This is a genomic window from Halonotius sp. GCM10025705 (assembly GCF_042662885.1).
Classification (GTDB): Archaea; Halobacteriota; Halobacteria; order Halobacteriales; family Haloferacaceae; genus Halonotius; species Halonotius aquaticus.
On record NZ_JBHSZD010000001.1, the window covers coordinates 1582594 to 1601272 of the forward strand.

An 18679-nucleotide genomic window follows, 5' to 3' on the forward strand; every position below is an offset into this window, starting at 1 on the left:
GTCATCGGCGATATCTTAGGGGCGCTCGATAGCGTTGGCGTTCCGATTCAACAGCTCCTGCAGATGGCCGATAACATCGCCTTCATCGCGCTGGCAGCCATCGGCCTGACGATCATCTTCGGGATGATGGGCGTGATCAATCTCGCCCACGGCGAGTTCATCATGATGGGTGCCTACATCACAACGCTGTCGGTCAACGTGGCGTCGATCCCACTGCCGATCGCGATGCTCCTCGGCGCGCTCGGAACCGCCGTCTTTGGGGCGATTGTCGAACGCACCATCGTGCGACGGCTGTACGGCCGGCTGCTGGATTCGATGATCGTCACCTTCGGGCTCGGGTTGATCCTCACACAGGGAACCAGGATCATCTTCGGCAACTCCCTGCAGTCGATCGGGACGCCGTTCGGCAACGTTCCGGGCTACACCTACTCCGGCTACCGTGTCCTGCTGCTGTTTGCGGCGATTGCGGTGCTGGGAGCCGTCTACCTCGTGTTCACCCGCACCGAATTCGGCGTGCAAGCACGGGCGACGATTCAGGATCCGGAGACGGCGCGGGCGATGGGTGTCGACACGGATCGCATGTACACGATCACCTTCGCGATCGGCTCCGGGCTGGCCGGGTTGACTGGCGCGCTGTACGCGCCCTCGGCGACGATCGTGCCGGGCATGGGACAGTCGTTCCTCGTTGAATCCTTCGTCACCGTCGTCACCGGCGGATCGTCGGTGCTGCTCGGAACCGCCTTGGCTGGTGGGATCCTCGGAACGATCAACGCGATCTTCTCGAATCTGTACGGGAATTTCATCGGACAGATCGCGCTGCTCATCACAGCGATTATCGTGATCCGGCTGCTGCCGGATGGGCTGACCGGACTCGCAACCACGATTCGTGAAAAGATAGGTGAACGCCAATGACGGACGGACGCCTGCCGTCACAACTCGACGGGATCGCTCGCAAACTAAACGGGCCGAACACGCTCGGCAACTCGAAGGCGTTCTGGATCGCCTTCGCGGTCGGAATGATCGGGATGCTCGCCTACCCCCTCATCCGTGGCTCCTACGCAGCGGGACAGACCTCGCTGTTTCTGGTCTACGGGCTGCTCGCGCTGTCGCTGTCGCTCATCTGGGGCTACACTGGCATCCTAAGTTTCGGGCAGGTCGCCTTCTTCGGGATCGCCGGCTACACGTACGCAATCGTGAGCCTCAATCTCGGCGGGCCGTTCGGGCAAACAGTGGCCTTGCCGGTCGCCGTCGCGGTTGCAACGCTGTCGGCGTTTGTGCTTGGCTACTTCATGTTCTACGGCGGTGTCCGGAATGTCTACGTCGCCATCCTCACGCTCGTCGTGACACTCGTGCTTGAGACGTTCATGGCCCAGACCGCCGGCTCCGAGTGGGCGATCGGAAGCGTCCAACTCGGCGGGTTCAACGGGATTCCCGGCATCCGAAACTTCGCACTCGGCGTCGAGGGAGCCTCGTTCAGCCTGTCGGGCTCGGGGTTCTACTGGTTCGTGTTGGCCCTGTTGCTCGTCGCCTATCTCGGTGCCCGCATACTCGTGAACAGCAGATTCGGGTACACGCTGGTAGCGATCCGGGAAGACGCCGAGCGAACAACGATGCTCGGCTACAACGTGAAGCGAGTGAAGCTGGCCGTCTTCACGTTGTCCGGCGCACTCGCCGGACTTAGCGGCGTGCTGTATGCGACGTGGGGTAACTACATGGATCCAAGCGTGTTCACCATCGTCTTCGCGACGATCCCAATCGTCTGGGTCACGCTTGGCGGCCGTGAATCACTGCTCGGGGCGATCGTCGGGACGGTCATCATCGAACGACTCCGGCTGTGGTTTTCGGTCAACGCCTCGGAGTTCGCGATCGTCTTCGTCGGCGTGATCCTCATGACAACGGTGCTCTTGGTTCCGCGGGGGATTCTCCCAGGGATCAGAGATGGCTACGTATTCTTCAGCGAACACGGCATCCGTGAGGGGGTCGAACGCGGCCGGGTGACGATCCAAACACGGATTCAGACACGGCTGCAGTCGTTCGGTATCAGTGGCTCTGAAACAGAAACCCCACCCAGTTCGGAGGCGGTTCGTGAATGAGCACCCCACAAGATCCAAACGTCAGAGAGCAGCCAGCGGTAGCCGCCACCGGGGGAGCCGCGAGGCCATTCTCTCGACAAAAGGACTCACCAAGAAATTTGGCGGCCTCACCGCCGTCGACAGCGTCGACTTCACCGTCGACAAAGGTGAGATCAGGTGTCTGATCGGCCCGAACGGGGCCGGCAAATCGACGCTGCTTGAGCTGATCACAGGACAGCTGTCGCCAACCGATGGCGACGTGTACTTCGACGGGATCGATCTCAGCGATCTGGAACCACACGAGCGCATGGACGCCGGGATCAGCGTCAAGTTCCAGTCACCACACATCTACGAGAGCCTCACGGTCGAACAGAACCTCCGGGTGCCGCTGAATCGAACTGACCGTGACATCGAGGCTGTCCTGGAGCGCACGCTCGACCGGATCGCACTGGCCGAGAAGGCTGATGAGCCGGCCAGCGATCTCTCTCATGGGGAGAAACAGCGGCTTGAGATCGGGATGGCGGTCACGCTCGATCCAACGTTTATGATCCTCGACGAACCGGTCGCCGGGATGTCAGTTGACGAAACAGACGATATCGCCAAGCTGATCCGGTCGCTGCACGACGACGGGATGACGTTCCTCGTCGTCGAACACGACATGGAGTTTGTCCGGAAGATCTCCGATCAGGTGACGGTGCTGAATCAGGGTTCGGTTCTCACACAGGGCCCGATCGAGGACATCGAGAACAACGAAGAAGTTCGTCGAATCTACCTGGGTGAGAACGCATGAGCCTCACAATCTCGAATCTCAACGCTGGCTACGATGGGACACCGATCCTCAGAGATGTGTCCTTCAGCGTCGACAACGGCGAGATCGTCGGCATCGTCGGCCGCAACGGCGTCGGGAAAACAACGCTGTTGAAGTCGATTATGGGGCTGCTTGAGCCGGAAACCGGGAGCATCCAGTACAACGGCGAGGAGCTCACCGGCACATCGCCCGACGAACACGCAAAACGCAGTATCGGCTATGTCCCACAGGGTCGTGACGTGTTTCCCGATCTGACGGTCAAAGAGAACCTGCTGGTCGGCGAGTCGGTCGGCAACGATGATGAGACGCGCTACGAGCAGGTCTACGACTACTTCCCGATCCTCGAAGAACGCGCCGATCAAGACGCCGGCACGATGTCGGGCGGCCAACAACAGATGCTCGCCATCGCTCGTGCGCTCGTTGGCGATCCCGACCTGCTGTTAGTTGACGAGCCATCAGAGGGTGTCCAGCCCTCGATCGTCCAGTCGATCACCGAGGATCTCAAACAGATCAACGACGAGTTCGGCACGACGATCCTCTTTGTCGAGCAGAACCTGTCGGTGATTCAGGGCCTCGCCGAGCGGTGTTATGCCATCGATCACGGCACCATCGTCGACGAGATCACCGGCGACGCGGTCTCCGAGCGCGACCAACTCGAAGAGTATCTCGTCGTCTGAGCGACCGCTGCCACGATTTTTCAGCCGATCCGCCACCGCAAGAGCCCCGCCGCCGCCCCGAGTGAGCCAACGATCCACAACAAGAGGCCAGCCAAGCTAATCAGCGGCGACGCGTAGCCAGACTCTCCAGCCGACAACACGCCGACAACGGTCTCGAAAACAAGCCCACGGTAGGCACTGTTCGGGACGAATCCAAGGGCTACCTGCAACGTCGTCTCGGTAAGGACGCCGTCAAGCACACCAAGGACGATCGCCGCCTCGCCACCGACAACGACAGCGAGCACCGCGGCGATCGCGGCAACGATCGCCGTTCGCGCGCTGGCCACAACGACCGATGCTAAGAGCACGACAGCCACAAGCGCGTTGCCAAACAGCAGCGTCACAACCAGAAACCGACCGAACAGGATCGGCGAGTCGACCCCGGAGTGTGTCGCAAACACGCCGGTATCGGGGCCAGCGGCGACGGCGACGACGATCCCAACCATCAACAGAGCGATGCCAATAATCGCTGACAGGACAACCGCACGGCCGAGATAGACCGCCCCAACGTAGGCAGACGGCGACACAGGGTAGGTATCCAACATCGCCACCTCGCCGCGGTCGAGATCCGAGGGGATCGCCCGATAGCCGATGGCGACCGCGACAACCGGGACAAGCACCTCCAGTGGCAGCAACAAGTCGACAACGGTCGGGATGTAGCCTGTTGCGGCCCCACCGCCGCCGAACGTTAGCCCGAGCAGAATCCCACCGACAGCGAGCCCAAGTAGGTAGTAGCTTCGCGTTCGGGCAGCCGTGCGGAGTTCACGACGGATCAGCGTAGCCATGATCGTCAGCGAGCTCATGACTGTCCTCCCGTGTCAGCAGTCGCATCGGACGCCACCGACTCTCGCTCCGTGGGCCCGTCGTCGCCGCGACGAGCAGCCCCGTCACTCGTCGCCGGATCGTCACCGGCCGTCGGGTCGATGACGGTGTCGTACACGTCCCAGAGATCAGCGGCGTCGTACCGCTCGATCAAATCAGTTGGTGAGCCGGCCGCGGCAACACCGCCTGATTCGAGAATGACGACGTGATCGGCGTACGCCTCGACCAACGACAGCGTATGGGAGGCGACGACGACCGCCATCCCGTCGGCGGCTCGCCCAGCAAGACTCTCGAAGACCCGCCGGGCCATGCTTGGGTCGAGCCCGCTGGCGGGCTCATCACAGCAGACGACCGGTGGGTCGCCAAGGACAGCCTGTGCGACCGCCAGCAGTCGGCGCATCCCGCCCGAGAGTGCGGACACCCGCCGATTTCGAGCCTCGAAGAGGTTGACCTCACGTAAGAGGCGCTCCGTGTCGACGGCGGCGTCGACCAGCGAGGCGTAGAAGTCGACGGTTTCGCTGACGGTGAACTGCGGACGGAACGCCGGCTTCTGTGGCAGATACCCCATCGGTCGATCCACAGCTGGGCCGGTGTAAGTCACCGTGCCGGCCGTGGGGTCGACATGGCCCAGCAATGTTTCCAACAGCGTCGTTTTGCCGATCCCGTTGGGGCCGATCACAGCGGTCATCGCGCCGGGGTCGATATCGAGGTCGACACCGTCGAAGATCGGTCGATCACCGTATGCTTTCGTGAGCCCGGTCGTCGTGACGACTGCTGTGGCTCCGTCGTTGTCGCCCGGTTCGCTCGTGGATTCGGCATCGTCAGAGTCAGTCATGAGTGATGAGAGTGTGCGTGCTGTGTGGATCTTCGCGCGTCCCGTTGCCATCGCTGCTCTGGAGTGGTGTCATTGGTCAGGGTGGTGCTGCTGTCACGGAGACGCCAGCAAGCCCGTCGGTGTGCAGTATTTCGGTTGTCTCAACAAGATCCGGATTCTGTGGGGCCTCGACTGGATCGGGATCAAGGATGCTCCCGGATCGAAGCCCCGGCGAGGCACCGGTGAGTTCGCGGAGGCCCTGGTACACCGGCGAGGCGGCAACCGTTCGGCGGGCCGTCGAGCGATGTCGCTGGCCATCGATCGGATCGGTCGGCATATACGCCCGGTCGGCCGTCCGGCCACTCGGCGTCGTCAACGCGTCCTCCCAGTAGTTGCCGCGCCAGACCCGCAGCGGGCCGGCACTCGCGCCGGCGTGGCGGTCATTACGGATGAAATCGTTGGCGGTCACCTCGCTGGTCGCCACGACCGATCCGGTGCGCATCCCCTGGTTGTTGTTGCGTACGACGTTGTGCTCGTACAGCGAGTTGATCGCGGTCGTCGTGATCCCGATCCGGCTGTCGGTGACACCGTTGTGGGCGATATAGGAGTTCGACCCGCTGGTCGAGATCCCGGTCGCCGTGTTGCGAACGAGGTTGCCGACGATGGCGTTGCGGGTCGGGTCGGTCATCACCGTGATCCCGCCGTACTCCTGGCCGGCCATGTGGTTATCGGCGACCAGCGTCTCGGAGCTATACATCAGATGGACGCCGTAGCGATTCTCTTGGAAGGTGTTGTTGCGGATGATTGTCCCATCAGATCGGTGGAGGTAGACGCCGTCGCGCCCGTTGGTTACCGCCGAGTGTTGGATTACGGTCGGGGAGTACATCGCGATAACGCCCATGAAGCCGTCATGCCAGTCTTCGGGGCCGGCCACCGAGAGATTCGTCACGACCCCGCCGGGGCTCCGTCGCAACAACACGCCATTTGCGGGGGTATGTGGGACGGTTACGTCGGCGATGAGCGAGTCATTCGCGCCGGTCGCTTTGATCGCGGCATCGCCGTGGCCGTAGCCGAGCTCGATATTCGCATCCCAAGCGTCGCCGGCGACAGCGTCGGGGTTGCGGGTTTGGTTGCCGACGCCGGTGACAGTCACCCCCTGAATTGCAACCCTGTCAGCGGTAACACTGATCACGCTGCCCTCACCGTCGCCGGCGATCGTCGCGCCCGGCCCGCGAAGCGTGATCGGGTGATCGATCTCGATCGGGCCCGGATACTGGCCGGGGGCGACGGCGACCGTTGTCCCGTTTGGCGCGTCGTCGATGGCGGCTTGGAGGTCTTCGTCCGGCCCGACTGTAACCGATCGCTCACGGTCAAGCAGTTCGGTTCTGTCAGCAACCCATGCGTCAGCGTCAGCCCGTTGCTCCGCGACGCGGTCACGGACGACCGCGCCGTCGTCGGTCTCGAAGGACTGCTCGCTGAGGGTTGCCCACGAGACGACCCGCCCGCCGGTGTCGTCAGCGAATGCGGTGGCGTCGTCGCGGTCGCTGAACGGAACGATCGCCTCGCCGACCGGCGTTGTCGCGCCGCTGTCGACGACGAAGACGGCGTCGCTGGCGGGCGTCCAAGCGGGGAGTCGCTCGGTGTCGATCCGGCCGTCGTCGGCGACGCTGGGAGCCGTATTGCTGTAGTCGGTGACGTAGGTCACCAGCGGGTGGCCGTACTGCTGGCGGGTTGCCGGCTCGGTGATCGCCGCCAGCGCGGTCGGCAGCCCGTAGTAGCCGATGACATACTGATACTGGGAGTAAAACACCTGCACGCGGGGGATCGCCGCGGTGTCGTCGGCAGCGATCTCCTCGGCGGAAGCGACCCCGATCGCACGGGTATCCTCAAATGGTACCGGCTTTGGGGCCGCCGAGTCGACGGAAGCCCCGAACAGCGCGACCGGAATGACGACCACGAGCACGAACAGCGTGAGCCCGGCTGCCACCGCCGTGGGAGCCGCCAGTCCATATCTTCGAGTCAGCGCGTCACAGACTTAGCCCGTGTGGTACGTGATCCGAAGGGCGTCTGGCCTTTGATTTACGAGAGGTCGTGACCACAGGCGGGACAGGTCGGGTTCGGCTCCTCGGTTGGTTCGACAGCGAGTTGACAGCGGGCACACCAGCGAAGCGTTTTGTCCTGAGTGGGTGTGTCGTGGGTCATGATGGTGTATTGAACCCCGATCGATTTCAGCACCAGGGATGGTTGGGGCGTGTCAGTGGTTCCTCGAAAGGTGTGGGACGCTGCTCGGCACCTGTTTGAGGAGCTACAACCACGAATTAGATGTCGATCCTATGTAACACCGCATTCGGCGACGCTGCGTGGCAAAAACGGGGAGTGCCTCTGTGCCCGGTGGTTGTTGTCTACCAAAACAACAACCACCAGGATAACATATTAGATTGCTATTAACTTTGGTGGATTTGCCCAGAGTTATAGAACCAGTTGGCACCGCGCTACCTGAGTAACACAGCGATCAGAGTAGCGATATCAAAGCTAATGGCACACAAGATAGTGGGTGTGTCTCTCGTAGTGCAATCGATACGAAACCCAGAGAAGCGACAGGCGCGCCTGTGGCGCTCACCCTCAGTCCAGATATGGCTGTTCGATATCAGTTTCGACGGTGATGAGGGCGCTCATACGTCGGGTGATCCCGTCAAAGAGTGTGATGAGGGGAGCAAGTCCACGTTCAACGTATCCAATCGGTGCGGCAATGGTCAGTGCCCAGTGTTTCGCGTTCCCAAGCCCGAACGCCTTTGGGACGATCTCGCCTAAGATCAGAATCAGCACACTGGTCACGACGGTCGTGGCGATGACCGCCGGGCCGGGAGCGAGATAACTGGCTACTAAGACGGTCATAATACTCGAAATCGCAATGTTCACGATGTTGTTGCCGACCAAAAGCGTCACCAAGAGACGGTGGGGATCGTCGTGCAACTCCTTCAGAACATGAGCCCGACGATCCGGTGTCGTCGCTTGCTGTTCGATCCACTCCCGAGACAAAGAGAAAATTGCCGTTTCTGAACTCGAAAAGAACGCACTCAACAACAGGAGTACCATGATTGCCAGTCCGCCAGCAACGACGACAAGACTATTCATGGATTGCATTTGTTCAGAGACCGCAAGAATCCATTGACACCGCTTCGCTTTTGCCTTCGTACGGGTTCCGCTGGGATGGCTCGCTGTATCGGTTGCAGTACTGAATGCATCACCTACAGCGTACACGGCAATGCTAGCAGAACAGATCGCAACCTGTCGTTGCTGAAGCAGATTACGCACGCGAAGCGAGTTGGTGTAGTGATCAGTCGGGCTGCTCAGTGTGGCAGTCTATTCGGTGGATGTACAAAATCAGATGACATACATCCCAACAAACATCCACCTCTCATCGGAATTAAGGTGTATAATCGAGTCCAAAGACAGCAAAGCTGCTAGCCGCTAAATTTATTACCAGCGCCTTTCTTCCACAGAACATGATACACACAGTCAAAAAAGTGGTTTGTTCCCACGAATACGAGGTTCGATCGGTCGAAACGTCCGAATTTGTTGTTTTTGAACGGTGCTCGGACTGTGGGAAAACGCGGCAACGTGACGGCACTGAACTCACAGCCGAACAGAGCGACACGACGCACACGGCTGCGTCATAATCCTCCGCCTGTTACCGATCAATCCAGCGGCCGGAGCGTTGAGTTCACCACGACCAACAGACTGCTTGTCCCCATTGCCACCGCGGCCAACAGCGGATTCAGTAGGCCGGCGACCGCAAGCGGGATCGCCACCGCGTTGTAACAGAGCGCCCACCCGAGATTCTGGGTGATGCGGCTGTTTGTCTTTGCGATGATTGTTAGCAGCGAGGGCACCGCCTCAAGCGTGCCGTCGGCGACAATCACGTCGCCGGCGTCGGTTGCCAGTTTTGTTCCTGTTGCCAACGCGATCCCGAGATCAGCCGTTGCCAACGCCGGCGCATCGTTGCTGCCGTCGCCGATCATCGCCACCCGACCCTTCGATTGGAGTTCCCGCACCGTCGCCGCCTTCGCCTCTGGCGGGACGCCAGCGAACACGTGGTCGACGGCTGGATGCTCACCGAACGCCTGCGTTGCGGCCTCGTTGTCACCGGAGAGGACAACAATCTCGCGGTCATCAGCCGCAAGGTCGCTGACGACGCCCTCCCAGTCGGCTTTCGGCTCGTCGCCGACGGCGATCACCCCCTGGATCGTCTCGTCCCAGCCGACGACAACGGCGACCGCACCCTCCTCGGCGATGCGGTCGGCGGACGCCAGATAATCTTCGGGATCGTTCCAATCCCCTCGCCGAACAGTGATCGATGGCCAACGAGTGTGTCCGCACCGTCGACCTCGCCACGGACACCGCGCTCCAGAGTGTCGACCGTCTCGATCGAGGCGTCGGTGTCGGCCCAGCCGGCGGTCGCCACACCGCCATCAGTCACCGTCGATGGCGACGCCCCGTCGGTCGACTGGCTCGGTGCCGACGTGTCGGGGGCGGCTGCCGCGACGATCGCATCGGCGACCGGGTGGGCGGCCGCGCGTTCGAGGGTAGCGGCCGCCGATAGCACGGCCTCGGGGTCGTCGGCGACCGTCTCGGTGACCTCCATCTCACCGGTCGTCAGCGTCCCCGTCTTATCGAGGGCGATCACGTCGAGATCGATCGGCCGCTCGAAGACGGTGTCGCTGGCGACGACCAGCCCGTGGTCGGCAGCCGTCCGAATCCCACGAGCGACCGCCAGCGGCGTCGCCAAGCCGAGCGCGCAGGGACAGGAAACGATGATCACGGTGAGCCCGGTAAGCAGCGCGGCTGTCGGCGGCGTGCCGGTTGCGATCAGGCCGACCGTGGCGACCGCACCGATAGTCAACACGAGTGGGACAAAAATCGTCGCCAGCTTGTCGGCAAACCGCTGGACACCGGGGGAGCTGCTCTGGATGTCCCACAGGAGCTCGACGAGGCGATCCAGCGTGCTGTCGGCGTCCTCGCCGGCCTCGATCGTCAGCGGCTGATCGGTGACAACGGTGCCGCCGCGGACAAAGTCGCCGGCGCGTTTCGTGCGGGGCAGTGACTCACCGGTGACCAGTGCCTCGTCGACGGCGGCGACACCCTCGACGACCGTGCCGTCGACCGGGATCCGATCGCCCGGCCGCACGAGGAGTTTGTCGCCCGGTTGCACCGCAGCGACAGGAACGGTTGTTCCGTCGGGTCGGCGGGCTTCGTCGACCTGAATCGCTGTCAACTCGGAGAGCAGATCCGACGCCCGGCGTTTGATCCGGGTCTCATAGTAGTTGCCGAAGGTGACGACCAGGATGATGGCGACGGTGACATCGAAATAGAGGTCGGTACGACCCAACCCCATCGCGAGCGTGCTGTAGCCGTAGGAGCCAAGCGCGGCGACAGCGATCAGGAGATCCATGTTCGGCTCGCCGGCTTTGAGGCTGACATACGCCCCCGGAGGATCGGATACCCGGTGTAAAACAACACGAGCGACGCCAACAGCCACAGCTGGGTGAACAGATAGAGGCCGTCAAACCCGCCGAGGTCGATCAGCGGCTCGAAGCCGAAATACTTCGGATAAATAAAGAGTATGTACCACATCATCGTCATCATCCCGAAGAGGCCGCCGCCGATGAGGAATTTGGCGACGGCGACATCGCCGGCCATCGCTGAATCGTCCGCAAGTGAGCGTTCGGTGGCGTCGTAGCCGTACCCTGAAACCAGCTCCGGCAGCCGGTCGTTGTCAATGGCGTCAGGATCGTAATGAAGTTTCAGCGTGTCCGTCGCGTAGCTGGCTGTCGCCGCGCCGACGCCGTCGTTGTCGACAGCGGTCGATTCGAGAAACGCCTCACAGGTGGCACAGTGCATGCCATCGACATGGAGATACTGCTCGTCGTACTCGTCCGGCAGATCGTCAGGATCGGTGCCGGATTGAAGTTCTTCGCGTGCGTCTTCCGGGCTCGCATCCTCGACAGAGCCAACCGATCGGGCGACCGCCAGACAGCCGCGGCAGCAGAAGTCGCCGTCGACGTCCTCGTCAGTGATCGGCGGCTCGGGCGTCGGCAGCTCACAGAGCGTACAGTGGCTCATATCGGGGAAGCCGCGTTGATGCTGTCAAGACAGCCGCAGACGGCTGTCACCAGCGAGGCCAGCGTTTCCGGGGGCGCAGTTAGGCGTGATCGTGGCTATGATCGGCGTCGTCGGAGAGCGACCAAACGCGATGAACAGCGCGACCGCGATGATGAGGATGTTGACCAGCGAGACAGCGACGATCTGTTCGTCGACGAGCGTGTAGTAGCCGATCGCCGGGAGCGCGGCGAGGCTGAGCAGTGTCGCAATCCGTGGAGATACCATTGAGACGGTGATTGCGACTCAGCGTTCATAACTGTTTGTCCCATTCCTATCGACTGAGCCACCCCGCTACCTTTATGTGCTATTTGGCGCAAACGCCGAAATATGGGAGAGGAACAAGTGGTCAGAGAGATCGGTCACGACGAGTATGATCCGAAGGGCACACTCGCATTGATCGGCGTGTACTTCGTGATCTTGCTCGTGATGTGGGTCTTCATGTACTTCGTTGAGTTCCTCGGCAACGAACTAACGGTTGTGTGACAAATGAACATTCACAACTACGAAAAGATCTGGCTGATGGCCGCGATCCTGTTGATCGTCGGCTTCATCAGTACGGTCACATACGGCGCGACAGCCGTCGGGGTCGACATGATCTCCGACGATGGTGGCACAGTCAACGCAAGCGCGTTAGATGAGGATCCGCGGTTCAGCGAACCGCGGGTCGAGCAGGTCGGCGAAAACGAATACGAGGCCTACGTCATCGCCCAGCAGTTCATCTTCAGGCCTGATCCGATCACGGTGCCGGCCAACAGCACGGTGACGTTTTTCGTCACCTCACCGGACGTGATTCACGGCTTCGAGATCGTCGGCACGAACGCCAACGCGATGGTCGTTCCCGGGCAGGTGACCGAGCTGACCGTCGAGTTCAACGAACCCGGTGAGTACGGGCTGCTCTGTCACGAATACTGCGGGGCAGGCCATCACACGATGGAGGGCTCGGTCGTTGTTCAACCACAGGATGAATTCACCCAAGGAGGTGACCAGTAATGTCTGAGGCACTTGAAACCGGGACGCCGAGCTTCATGGATCGCTTCCCACAGGAGGCCTCGGTCGTCAGAGCATCGTTGATCAGTTCGTTTATATCGCTGTTTTTGGGCGCGGTGTTCGGACTCATTCAAGCGCTCCACCGGACGAACGTGTTCCGGTTCCTCGATTCGCAGTACTACTACACCGTACTGACAGCCCACGGCGTGTTGCTGGTGGTATCGTTTACCATCTTCTTCCTCGTCGGGGTGTTCACGTGGGCGACCGTCAGAAGCCTTGATCGCCCGCTTGTCGACATCCGCTACACGTGGGCTTGGTACGGGCTAATGGTCATCGGCACGCTGATGGCTGTCGTGGCGATTCTCGGCGGGTTCATTCCCTCGACCGACATCAGTGCCGACGTGTTGTTCACCTTCTACGCGCCGATGCAGGCCCATCCGCTGTTCTACGGTGGGCTGGCGATCTTCATCATCGGCACATGGCTGGCCGGGGCTGACTACTTCCGGGCGTGGTACGCTTGGAAACAAGAACACCCCGACGAGCGGATTCCACTCCAGACGTTTATGGTGTTGACGACGATGCTGATGTGGTATATCGCCACCATCGGCGTCGCCATCGCCGTCGTCGTCTTCCTCCTACCGTGGTCGCTCGGCCTCCTCGATAGCGTCAACCCACTGCTGACGCGAACGCTGTTTTGGTTCTGGGGCCACCCGGTCGTCTACTTCTGGCTGATGCCAGCATACATGCTGTGGTACACCGTCCTGCCGAGCATCTCGGGTGGGCGGCTGTTCAGCGACCCGCTGGCCCGCGTCGTCTTCGTGTTGTTCCTGCTGTTGTCGACGCCGGTCGGGATCCACCACCAGTACGTCGATCCCGGCATCGCGGAAGGATTCAAGATGATCGCCATGACGAATACGATGTTCCTACTGCTGCCAAGTCTGCTGACGGCCTTCACCGTCGTCGCCAGCATGGAACACGGAGCCCGCCAGCGCGGCGGCACCGGGCTGTTCGGTTGGCTACGCGCGCTGCCGTGGCGCAACCCGGCGTTTACCGGCATGGCACTGGCAGGCCTGATGTTCGCCGCGGGCGGCTTCAGCGGGATGGTCAACGCCGGCATGAACATCAACTACCTCGTCCACAACACGATCTGGGTGCCGGGACACTTCCATCTCACCGTTGGCACCGCCGTCGCGCTGACGTTCATGGCGGCGACCTACTGGCTGTGGCCGCAGGTCACGAACAAACCGATCTTTAGCCGGCCGATCGCGCTCGCGCAGGTCGTGCTGTGGTTTGTCGGGATGGCCCTCATGTCGAATGCGATGCACGTGATGGGGCTGTTCGGCGTGCCGCGCCGTACCGCCGAGCCACAGTATCAGGGCTTTGACTTTGTCGCCTCCTTCGGCTCGATCACCGAGCTTCGGATGCAGTTGGCCCTCGGGGGTACGCTGCTGTTCCTCTCGACGATCCTGTTTGTGAGCAACATCGCGCTGTCGACCGGCTCGCCGCGGATGAGTGGCCTCGGCAAGCCGTTGTCGGAGCCGCTGTCGCCGGCTGCGGACTCCCCGAAGGTGCTGGATAACCTCACCCTCTGGTTCGGCATCGCCATGGTGTTGGTCGTCTTGGCCTACATCCTCCCGCTGGCCAGCATCATCACCGACAGTGGGATCGTCGATCCTGGTGTCAGACCGGTGCCGATGCTTGTTGATGCGGCCAACGGGCTTGGCCCTATCAGTGCTGTGACCGATGCCGCCAGTCGTGTTGTCGCCGCGGTCGTGGGGGTGGTGCCATGAGAGACGCCTCCCCGGCGGCATCCTCCTTGGGAGTGCCGTGCTGTTTGTCGTCCTCTGGGAGATCCGCAGCGCCCTTGGCCTGCTGGCCGGCGTCGACACCAACGGAACGGTGTTTTTCGTCGGGACGATCATCTTCGTCGCCTTCGTCGCCTTCGGACTCAGCGTCGGGCTGTTTCAGGTCTCGGCGATGATCTTCAACGAGCGGCGGTCGTAACCGCGCCAAGAACCACACCCTGATTTTCATGTCCCACTCAACCGCCGTCTGGCCGTCGGTGCGGTCGCCGATCGGGGCGGCGGTTGCCACCGCGGTCGTCGCGACGGTCGTACTCCTGACAGCGATCGCAACGTATCTCCGACTCACCGATGCGGTGATCACCACGGGTCGCTCCCTCAGCTATCCGGTCATCTGGATCGTCACCAGTCTCACAGCCGCGGTCTGGATCGGACTGACAGTACGGGGTCGCCCGCGCCGATGGCGAGGGGTCGCTATCGGTGGCGGCTACACGCTGGTGATCGCTTGGCTCACCGGCCTACTCGGGGCGACGACCGGCGGCTTTCCGCTGCGGGTGCATGCGGCACCGCCGGGGTGGGGCCCGATTATCCTCTATGACAGCGGACTTGTCCGGCTGTCGATCGTTCCGTTCAAACTGATCGCGTATCTCGCCTTGGGGTACGTCATCTACGCCCTTGTGGCCGCCCACCGTGGCTCGATTCGAGCGGCTGCGCTCGGTGTTGTTTCCTGTGTGAGTTGCACCGGCCCGTTGCTGGTCGCTATTGTTGGCGCTATCGGTGGGACGCAGGCGACGACCGCGGTGGCAACCGCCGGCTACGACATCGCAACCGCGGCGTTGGTGGCAACGTTCGGACTGCTCGTCGCGGTCGTGGCGCGACAGCAGCCGACCGGCTGACGTTACCGACCGGTTGAGGCCTTGATGCCGTCGATCAGATCGCGGTCGACAGCGGTTGCTTGCCGGACGCTTCCGCCGTGTGTCGACGCAAACGATTCGGCATCCTCGCGGGCCGAAAACGGGATCACATCCGGCCCCATCGCGCCCCGCACATCACTGCCGGCGACAACGAATAGGTCGGATTCCAGCGCAAAGGTGTCGGCGGCGAGTGCCGCCGAGATGAACGGGTCGGCGTCGTCGCTGAGGTCGTACTCGATCGGGCTGTAATCGGTGAGATAGGTACCGATCGGCGTCGCCCCCTCGTCGACACGGTCGAACCGATAGCTGTAGGCACAGATGCCACTGCAGAACCACGCCGGGCCGTCGCGGTCGTCATGCAGCGATTCAAAGTAGACCTGGCCGGTGGGGCCGGGGTAGTCCTGGATGATCATCCCACACTCATCGCAGGCCTGGCCCGCATCGAGTGAGACGGGGGCCGGCACCTCGCTGTCGGCTGTCGACCCACCGAGACAGCCGGCGAGGGCGGTGGCTGCCAGCCCACCGCCGGCGGCGACCATCGACCGCCGGGACAGCGGTGTCGACAGCGGGCGATCGGAGACCGATCGATCGGGCGGGTGTGACATACCGACGGGTATGGGCCGGTCGAGCAAAACCGGTCTGGTGTAGCCCTCCAACAGCGGTCGACAGGCAGTGGTGACAGGAACCACCACGAGACGCGAGGGAGCTACTTCGATACCCACACCAGAGGCTACTTTCGCGTTGCGACAGTAGGAGGAGGTAATGAATCGACGGTCGTATCTCCGGGCAGGCGCGGCGCTGACCGTGGGTGCGTCGACAGCCGGCTGTCTCGGCGGTCTCTTCGACAGCGGGCCGCAAAACGTTGTGTTATCCCCACCAGACGATCAACTCGCCGACAGCAGTTCGCTGGCGTATCCGGCCTACGGTGAGTCATTTCCGACGGTGACGCTGCCAAATCCCTTTGCCGAGGAGCCGTTTTCTGTCGCCGACTTCGAACAGCCGTTTCTCTGTACGGCGTTCTATGCGTTCTGTCCCGCCGAGTGCATCCTGTTGTTGAACTCGTTTGCGAAGGTGCAAGCACGGCTGCTTGAACAAAACCGAGCCGACGAGATCGGCCTCATTGCGATCACATTTGATCCCGAACGCGACACACCCGAGGCGTTGCGGACGAACGCCGATCGACGGGGGATCAACTACAAACACCCGATGTGGTACTATCTCCGACCTGAATCGGCCGACGCCGCCAAACAGGTCGTCGAAGAGAAACTCGGGTTGGCCTACGAGAAGATCGGCGATGTCAACGGCGATGCCTACGAGTTCAACCACACCAGCGTCACCTTCCTCGTCAACCCAGACGGGGTGGTCGAACGCGCCTATCGGGGCGAACAGCCCGATGTCGACCGGCTTGTCGACGACAGTCTCACGGTGCAGGACGCCTATAGCCAAGATACTTGATCGTGAGCCTGCTTCTCCAACACACCTGCAGCGCGCCGAGTTCGGCCAGCAGCCTCGCCGGGCAGCCGGTGAGTCTGGGGGTGTTTTTGCTGATCGGCCTCTTCGGTGGGGCCCACTGTCTGGGGATGTGTGGGCCATTGGTGACAACCTACGCCGACCGCATGCGCGAGCAATCACCTGAACCCGATCGCCAGACGGGCACTCGGCTGTCGGTCGGGATGGTCAAACAACACGGGCTGTTCAACCTCGGGCGGACGGTGAGCTACACGCTGATCGGCGGCCTGTTTGGCCTTGCCGGCTCACTGGTTGTCGTCTCAGCGAATCAGCTGACGACAGCGTTCCGCGAGCTCAACATCGTCGTCGGCTTCACGATCGGCCTGCTCATCATGGCCGCCGGACTGAACTATCTGGTTCGCGGGCAGGTCATGTCGCTACCCGGCGAGTCGCTGGTGACGCCGGTGACGACGGCGGTGCAATCGCGGCTCATGGCGCGGGTTGACGACTACGTCGGTGGGCCGCGGATCGCGCTGCTCGGCGGGCTCCACGGGCTGTTGCCGTGTCCGCTGCTGTATCCGGCGTTTCTGTACGCGTTTGCGCAGGCGGCACCGGTGCGGGGCGCGCTGTCGCTGGCTGCCCTCGGGCTCGGCACGATCCCGTCGCTGTTCCTCTATGGGACGCTGTTTCAGTCAGTATCGGTGTCGACCCGGGTGAAACTCCATCGGGTACTCGGCGTCGGATTCCTCGTGTTGGGGTATATTCCGTTCCAACACGCGCTGATGCTCATGGGGCTGGAGTTGCCACACCTGCCGCTGCCGTTCTATCAACCGCTGTGAAACCCCGGAGGGAGGGGAACCGCGGCTCCAGCCGGGGAAGCACGACGAAACTTGAGAGGTAGGTCGCTCCCCTCGGGCAGCGGGGCGACCATCAGATCCCTCTTGCTGGAGGGGTTAAGCCTCGCCGAATCATGTCAATGCTGCCGGCTTTTGGCCGCATGCTGGTGATCAAACCATGGTGGTTATGACCATACCCAACCAACTACTGGTATGAGCGACTCGGTACATGAATCGATTGTTGAACACAGCAACGACGGGATCTTCGTCGCTCAGGACGGCGAGATTGTCTACGCCAACCAGCGACTGTGTGAGCTGACGGGCTATGCACCGGGCGAGCTCGCTGGAAGAGCAAAGCTGATATCGTCGCCCCCGACGACCGCGAACTGGTCAAGAGCTATCATTTCGCCCGGATGAGCGGCGATGCCGCCCCCACCCAGTATGAGATCGAGCTACAGACAGCCGACGGCGAGCTGGTTTCCGTCGAGTTGTCGGTCAGCCGTGTCGAACACGACGGCGAGCCCGCCGCCGTCTCGATCTGTCGGGATATCACCGATCGACAGCAGTACCAACAACGGCTGGAGGAACAGCGGGATAACCTCGAACTGCTGAACCAAGTGGTACGGCACGATATCCGCAACGACCTCCAGATCGTCGTCGCCTACAGCGAGATGTTGGAGGGGAACGTTGAGGAGGACGCCGAGGGGTATCTGCAGTCGATCCGGGAAAGCGCGCGCAACGCAGTCGATCTGACCGCGACAGCCCGTGATCTCGCCGATGTCATGCTCCAACAGCACGAGCGGGGGACAATCGAGCTTGCCCGACCGCTCGAACAGCAGATCGAATCCATCCGGACAGCCCATGCCGCCGCGGTGATCAACGTTGAGGACTCGATCCCATCGGTGACTGTCTACGGCAACGAGATGCTCGATGCCGTCTTTCGGAATCTCCTCCAGAACGCGATCCAGCACAACGACTCGGAGGTGCCGGAGATTACCGTCAGTGTCGACCACGACACCGACGCCGTCCGGGTTGCGATCGCCGACAACGGCCCCGGCGTTCCCGAGGGGCAACGCGAGGAGATTTTCGGCAAAGGCGAGAAAGGCTTAGAAAGCGACGGCTCCGGGATCGGGCTCTACCTCGTGTACACGCTTGTCGACAGCTATGGCGGGTCGGTGTGGGTCGAGGACAACGACCCAGAGGGAGCCGTCTTCGTTGTCGAGCTACCTGTCGCTGACGCGGACGACGCCAACTAAGCGCGGTCGGCAGCGACGCCGATCCTGACAGCGGTCAGGCT

At 62.0% G+C, this 18679-nt stretch carries 19 protein-coding genes and 2 pseudogenes; 13 read left to right on the forward strand and 8 right to left on the reverse strand.

Annotated elements, in window-relative coordinates:
* Nucleotides 1–12 precede the first annotated feature (12 nt).
* The 4 genes and pseudogenes from urtB to ACFQJB_RS08885 all read left to right on the forward strand — a co-directional run bounded on the left by urtB (nucleotide 13) and on the right by ACFQJB_RS08885 (nucleotide 3557).
* Nucleotides 13–912, forward strand: coding sequence for an urea ABC transporter, permease protein UrtB (urtB, locus tag ACFQJB_RS08870; protein ID WP_379728004.1), 900 nt, complete (start codon nucleotides 13–15; stop codon nucleotides 910–912).
* Nucleotides 909–2093, forward strand: a complete 1185-nt coding sequence (gene urtC / locus ACFQJB_RS08875; protein WP_379726333.1) for an urea ABC transporter, permease protein UrtC — start codon at nucleotides 909–911, stop codon at nucleotides 2091–2093. The genes urtB and urtC overlap by 4 nt, the downstream gene beginning before the upstream one ends.
* A pseudogene (locus ACFQJB_RS08880) lies at nucleotides 2090–2862 on the forward strand (ABC transporter ATP-binding protein). Before urtC ends, ACFQJB_RS08880 begins: the two are co-directional and overlap by 4 nt.
* Nucleotides 2859–3557 (forward strand): ABC transporter ATP-binding protein, encoded by a 699-nt coding sequence (locus ACFQJB_RS08885; RefSeq protein WP_379726336.1) that lies wholly within the window; start codon nucleotides 2859–2861, stop codon nucleotides 3555–3557. Before ACFQJB_RS08880 ends, ACFQJB_RS08885 begins: the two are co-directional and overlap by 4 nt.
* Before the next feature lie 20 nt (nucleotides 3558–3577).
* Here ACFQJB_RS08885 and ACFQJB_RS08890 read toward each other — a convergent pair whose 3' ends face one another.
* The 7 genes and pseudogenes from ACFQJB_RS08890 to ACFQJB_RS08920 all read right to left on the reverse strand — a co-directional run bounded on the left by ACFQJB_RS08890 (nucleotide 3578) and on the right by ACFQJB_RS08920 (nucleotide 11619).
* Nucleotides 3578–4399 carry an ABC transporter permease gene (locus tag ACFQJB_RS08890; protein WP_379726339.1) on the reverse strand — a complete coding sequence of 274 codons (822 nt, stop codon included), beginning with the start codon at nucleotides 4397–4399 and terminating at the stop codon, nucleotides 3578–3580.
* Nucleotides 4396–5253: an ABC transporter ATP-binding protein gene (locus tag ACFQJB_RS08895; protein WP_379726342.1), complete on the reverse strand. Its 858-nt coding sequence runs from the start codon at nucleotides 5251–5253 to the stop codon at nucleotides 4396–4398. Before ACFQJB_RS08895 ends, ACFQJB_RS08890 begins: the two co-directional genes overlap by 4 nt.
* A 76-nt stretch (nucleotides 5254–5329) precedes the next feature.
* Nucleotides 5330–7219 carry a right-handed parallel beta-helix repeat-containing protein gene (locus ACFQJB_RS08900; protein WP_379726345.1) on the reverse strand — a complete coding sequence of 630 codons (1890 nt, stop codon included), beginning with the start codon at nucleotides 7217–7219 and terminating at the stop codon, nucleotides 5330–5332.
* A gap of 92 nt (nucleotides 7220–7311) precedes the next feature.
* Nucleotides 7312–7434, reverse strand: a complete 123-nt coding sequence (locus ACFQJB_RS08905; RefSeq protein WP_379726348.1) for a hypothetical protein — start codon at nucleotides 7432–7434, stop codon at nucleotides 7312–7314.
* A 420-nt stretch (nucleotides 7435–7854) separates the two neighbouring features.
* On the reverse strand, nucleotides 7855–8367 hold the full coding sequence (locus ACFQJB_RS08910) for a CNNM domain-containing protein (protein WP_379728006.1): 513 nt from the start codon (nucleotides 8365–8367) through the stop codon (nucleotides 7855–7857).
* A 563-nt stretch (nucleotides 8368–8930) separates the two neighbouring features.
* A pseudogene (locus ACFQJB_RS08915) lies at nucleotides 8931–11355 on the reverse strand (heavy metal translocating P-type ATPase).
* A gap of 24 nt (nucleotides 11356–11379) precedes the next feature.
* On the reverse strand, nucleotides 11380–11619 hold the full coding sequence (locus ACFQJB_RS08920) for a hypothetical protein (RefSeq protein WP_379726350.1): 240 nt from the start codon (nucleotides 11617–11619) through the stop codon (nucleotides 11380–11382).
* 102 nt (nucleotides 11620–11721) lie between these two features.
* On the opposite strand from ACFQJB_RS08920, the gene ACFQJB_RS08925 reads away from it, so the two are divergent.
* Genes ACFQJB_RS08925 through ACFQJB_RS08945 form a run of 5 tightly spaced genes read left to right on the forward strand, consistent with a single transcriptional unit; the run spans nucleotide 11722 to nucleotide 15079 of the window.
* Nucleotides 11722–11877 carry a cytochrome oxidase gene (locus tag ACFQJB_RS08925; RefSeq protein WP_120103228.1) on the forward strand — a complete coding sequence of 52 codons (156 nt, stop codon included), beginning with the start codon at nucleotides 11722–11724 and terminating at the stop codon, nucleotides 11875–11877.
* Nucleotides 11878–11880: 3 nt separating this feature from the next.
* Nucleotides 11881–12384, forward strand: coding sequence for a cytochrome c oxidase subunit II (locus tag ACFQJB_RS08930; protein ID WP_379726353.1), 504 nt, complete (start codon nucleotides 11881–11883; stop codon nucleotides 12382–12384).
* Nucleotides 12384–14171 carry a b(o/a)3-type cytochrome-c oxidase subunit 1 gene (locus tag ACFQJB_RS08935; RefSeq protein WP_379726356.1) on the forward strand — a complete coding sequence of 596 codons (1788 nt, stop codon included), beginning with the start codon at nucleotides 12384–12386 and terminating at the stop codon, nucleotides 14169–14171. The genes ACFQJB_RS08930 and ACFQJB_RS08935 overlap by 1 nt, the downstream gene beginning before the upstream one ends.
* Complete coding sequence (locus ACFQJB_RS08940; RefSeq protein WP_379726359.1) at nucleotides 14125–14385, forward strand: hypothetical protein; 261 nt, start codon at nucleotides 14125–14127, stop codon at nucleotides 14383–14385. Before ACFQJB_RS08935 ends, ACFQJB_RS08940 begins: the two co-directional genes overlap by 47 nt.
* Before the next feature lie 28 nt (nucleotides 14386–14413).
* Nucleotides 14414–15079 carry a DUF7546 family protein gene (locus tag ACFQJB_RS08945; protein WP_379726361.1) on the forward strand — a complete coding sequence of 222 codons (666 nt, stop codon included), beginning with the start codon at nucleotides 14414–14416 and terminating at the stop codon, nucleotides 15077–15079.
* 2 nt (nucleotides 15080–15081) lie between these two features.
* On the opposite strand, the gene ACFQJB_RS08950 is transcribed toward ACFQJB_RS08945, so the two are convergent.
* Nucleotides 15082–15702 (reverse strand): nitrous oxide reductase accessory protein NosL, encoded by a 621-nt coding sequence (locus ACFQJB_RS08950; RefSeq protein ID WP_379726364.1) that lies wholly within the window; start codon nucleotides 15700–15702, stop codon nucleotides 15082–15084.
* 157 nt (nucleotides 15703–15859) lie between these two features.
* Between ACFQJB_RS08950 and ACFQJB_RS08955 the strand changes: the two genes are divergently transcribed.
* The 4 genes from ACFQJB_RS08955 (at nucleotide 15860) to ACFQJB_RS08970 (ending at nucleotide 18638) form a co-directional block, all read left to right on the forward strand.
* Entirely contained in the window at nucleotides 15860–16552 is a 693-nt protein-coding gene (locus ACFQJB_RS08955) for an SCO family protein (protein ID WP_379726367.1), read from the forward strand.
* A gap of 8 nt (nucleotides 16553–16560) precedes the next feature.
* Nucleotides 16561–17385 (forward strand): sulfite exporter TauE/SafE family protein, encoded by an 825-nt coding sequence (locus ACFQJB_RS08960; RefSeq protein ID WP_379728008.1) that lies wholly within the window; start codon nucleotides 16561–16563, stop codon nucleotides 17383–17385.
* A gap of 210 nt (nucleotides 17386–17595) precedes the next feature.
* Nucleotides 17596–17799, forward strand: coding sequence for a PAS domain S-box protein (locus ACFQJB_RS08965; RefSeq protein ID WP_379726370.1), 204 nt, complete (start codon nucleotides 17596–17598; stop codon nucleotides 17797–17799).
* Entirely contained in the window at nucleotides 17796–18638 is an 843-nt protein-coding gene (locus tag ACFQJB_RS08970; protein ID WP_379726373.1) for a PAS domain-containing sensor histidine kinase, read from the forward strand. The genes ACFQJB_RS08965 and ACFQJB_RS08970 overlap by 4 nt, the downstream gene beginning before the upstream one ends.
* Nucleotides 18639–18679: the final 41 nt, after the last annotated feature.

What these genes read in the sequence shown, in the direction of transcription:
- urtC (WP_379726333.1), top strand. Translation starts at nt 909, where the DNA reads ATGACGGACGGACGCCTGCCGTCACAACTCGACGGGATCGCTCGCAAA.
- ACFQJB_RS08885 (WP_379726336.1), top strand. Translation starts at nt 2,859, where the DNA reads ATGAGCCTCACAATCTCGAATCTCAACGCTGGCTACGATGGGACACCG.
- ACFQJB_RS08890 (WP_379726339.1), bottom strand. Translation starts at nt 4,399, where the DNA reads ATGAGCTCGCTGACGATCATGGCTACGCTGATCCGTCGTGAACTCCGC.
- ACFQJB_RS08895 (WP_379726342.1), bottom strand. Translation starts at nt 5,253, where the DNA reads ATGACTGACTCTGACGATGCCGAATCCACGAGCGAACCGGGCGACAAC.
- ACFQJB_RS08905 (WP_379726348.1), bottom strand. Translation starts at nt 7,434, where the DNA reads ATGACCCACGACACACCCACTCAGGACAAAACGCTTCGCTGGTGTGCC.
- ACFQJB_RS08910 (WP_379728006.1), bottom strand. Translation starts at nt 8,367, where the DNA reads ATGAATAGTCTTGTCGTCGTTGCTGGCGGACTGGCAATCATGGTACTC.
- ACFQJB_RS08920 (WP_379726350.1), bottom strand. Translation starts at nt 11,619, where the DNA reads ATGGTATCTCCACGGATTGCGACACTGCTCAGCCTCGCCGCGCTCCCG.
- ACFQJB_RS08925 (WP_120103228.1), top strand. Translation starts at nt 11,722, where the DNA reads ATGGGAGAGGAACAAGTGGTCAGAGAGATCGGTCACGACGAGTATGAT.
- ACFQJB_RS08930 (WP_379726353.1), top strand. Translation starts at nt 11,881, where the DNA reads ATGAACATTCACAACTACGAAAAGATCTGGCTGATGGCCGCGATCCTG.
- ACFQJB_RS08935 (WP_379726356.1), top strand. Translation starts at nt 12,384, where the DNA reads ATGTCTGAGGCACTTGAAACCGGGACGCCGAGCTTCATGGATCGCTTC.
- ACFQJB_RS08940 (WP_379726359.1), top strand. Translation starts at nt 14,125, where the DNA reads ATGCCGCCAGTCGTGTTGTCGCCGCGGTCGTGGGGGTGGTGCCATGAG.
- ACFQJB_RS08945 (WP_379726361.1), top strand. Translation starts at nt 14,414, where the DNA reads ATGTCCCACTCAACCGCCGTCTGGCCGTCGGTGCGGTCGCCGATCGGG.
- ACFQJB_RS08950 (WP_379726364.1), bottom strand. Translation starts at nt 15,702, where the DNA reads ATGTCACACCCGCCCGATCGATCGGTCTCCGATCGCCCGCTGTCGACA.
- ACFQJB_RS08955 (WP_379726367.1), top strand. Translation starts at nt 15,860, where the DNA reads ATGAATCGACGGTCGTATCTCCGGGCAGGCGCGGCGCTGACCGTGGGT.
- ACFQJB_RS08965 (WP_379726370.1), top strand. Translation starts at nt 17,596, where the DNA reads ATGAGCGACTCGGTACATGAATCGATTGTTGAACACAGCAACGACGGG.
- ACFQJB_RS08970 (WP_379726373.1), top strand. Translation starts at nt 17,796, where the DNA reads ATGAGCGGCGATGCCGCCCCCACCCAGTATGAGATCGAGCTACAGACA.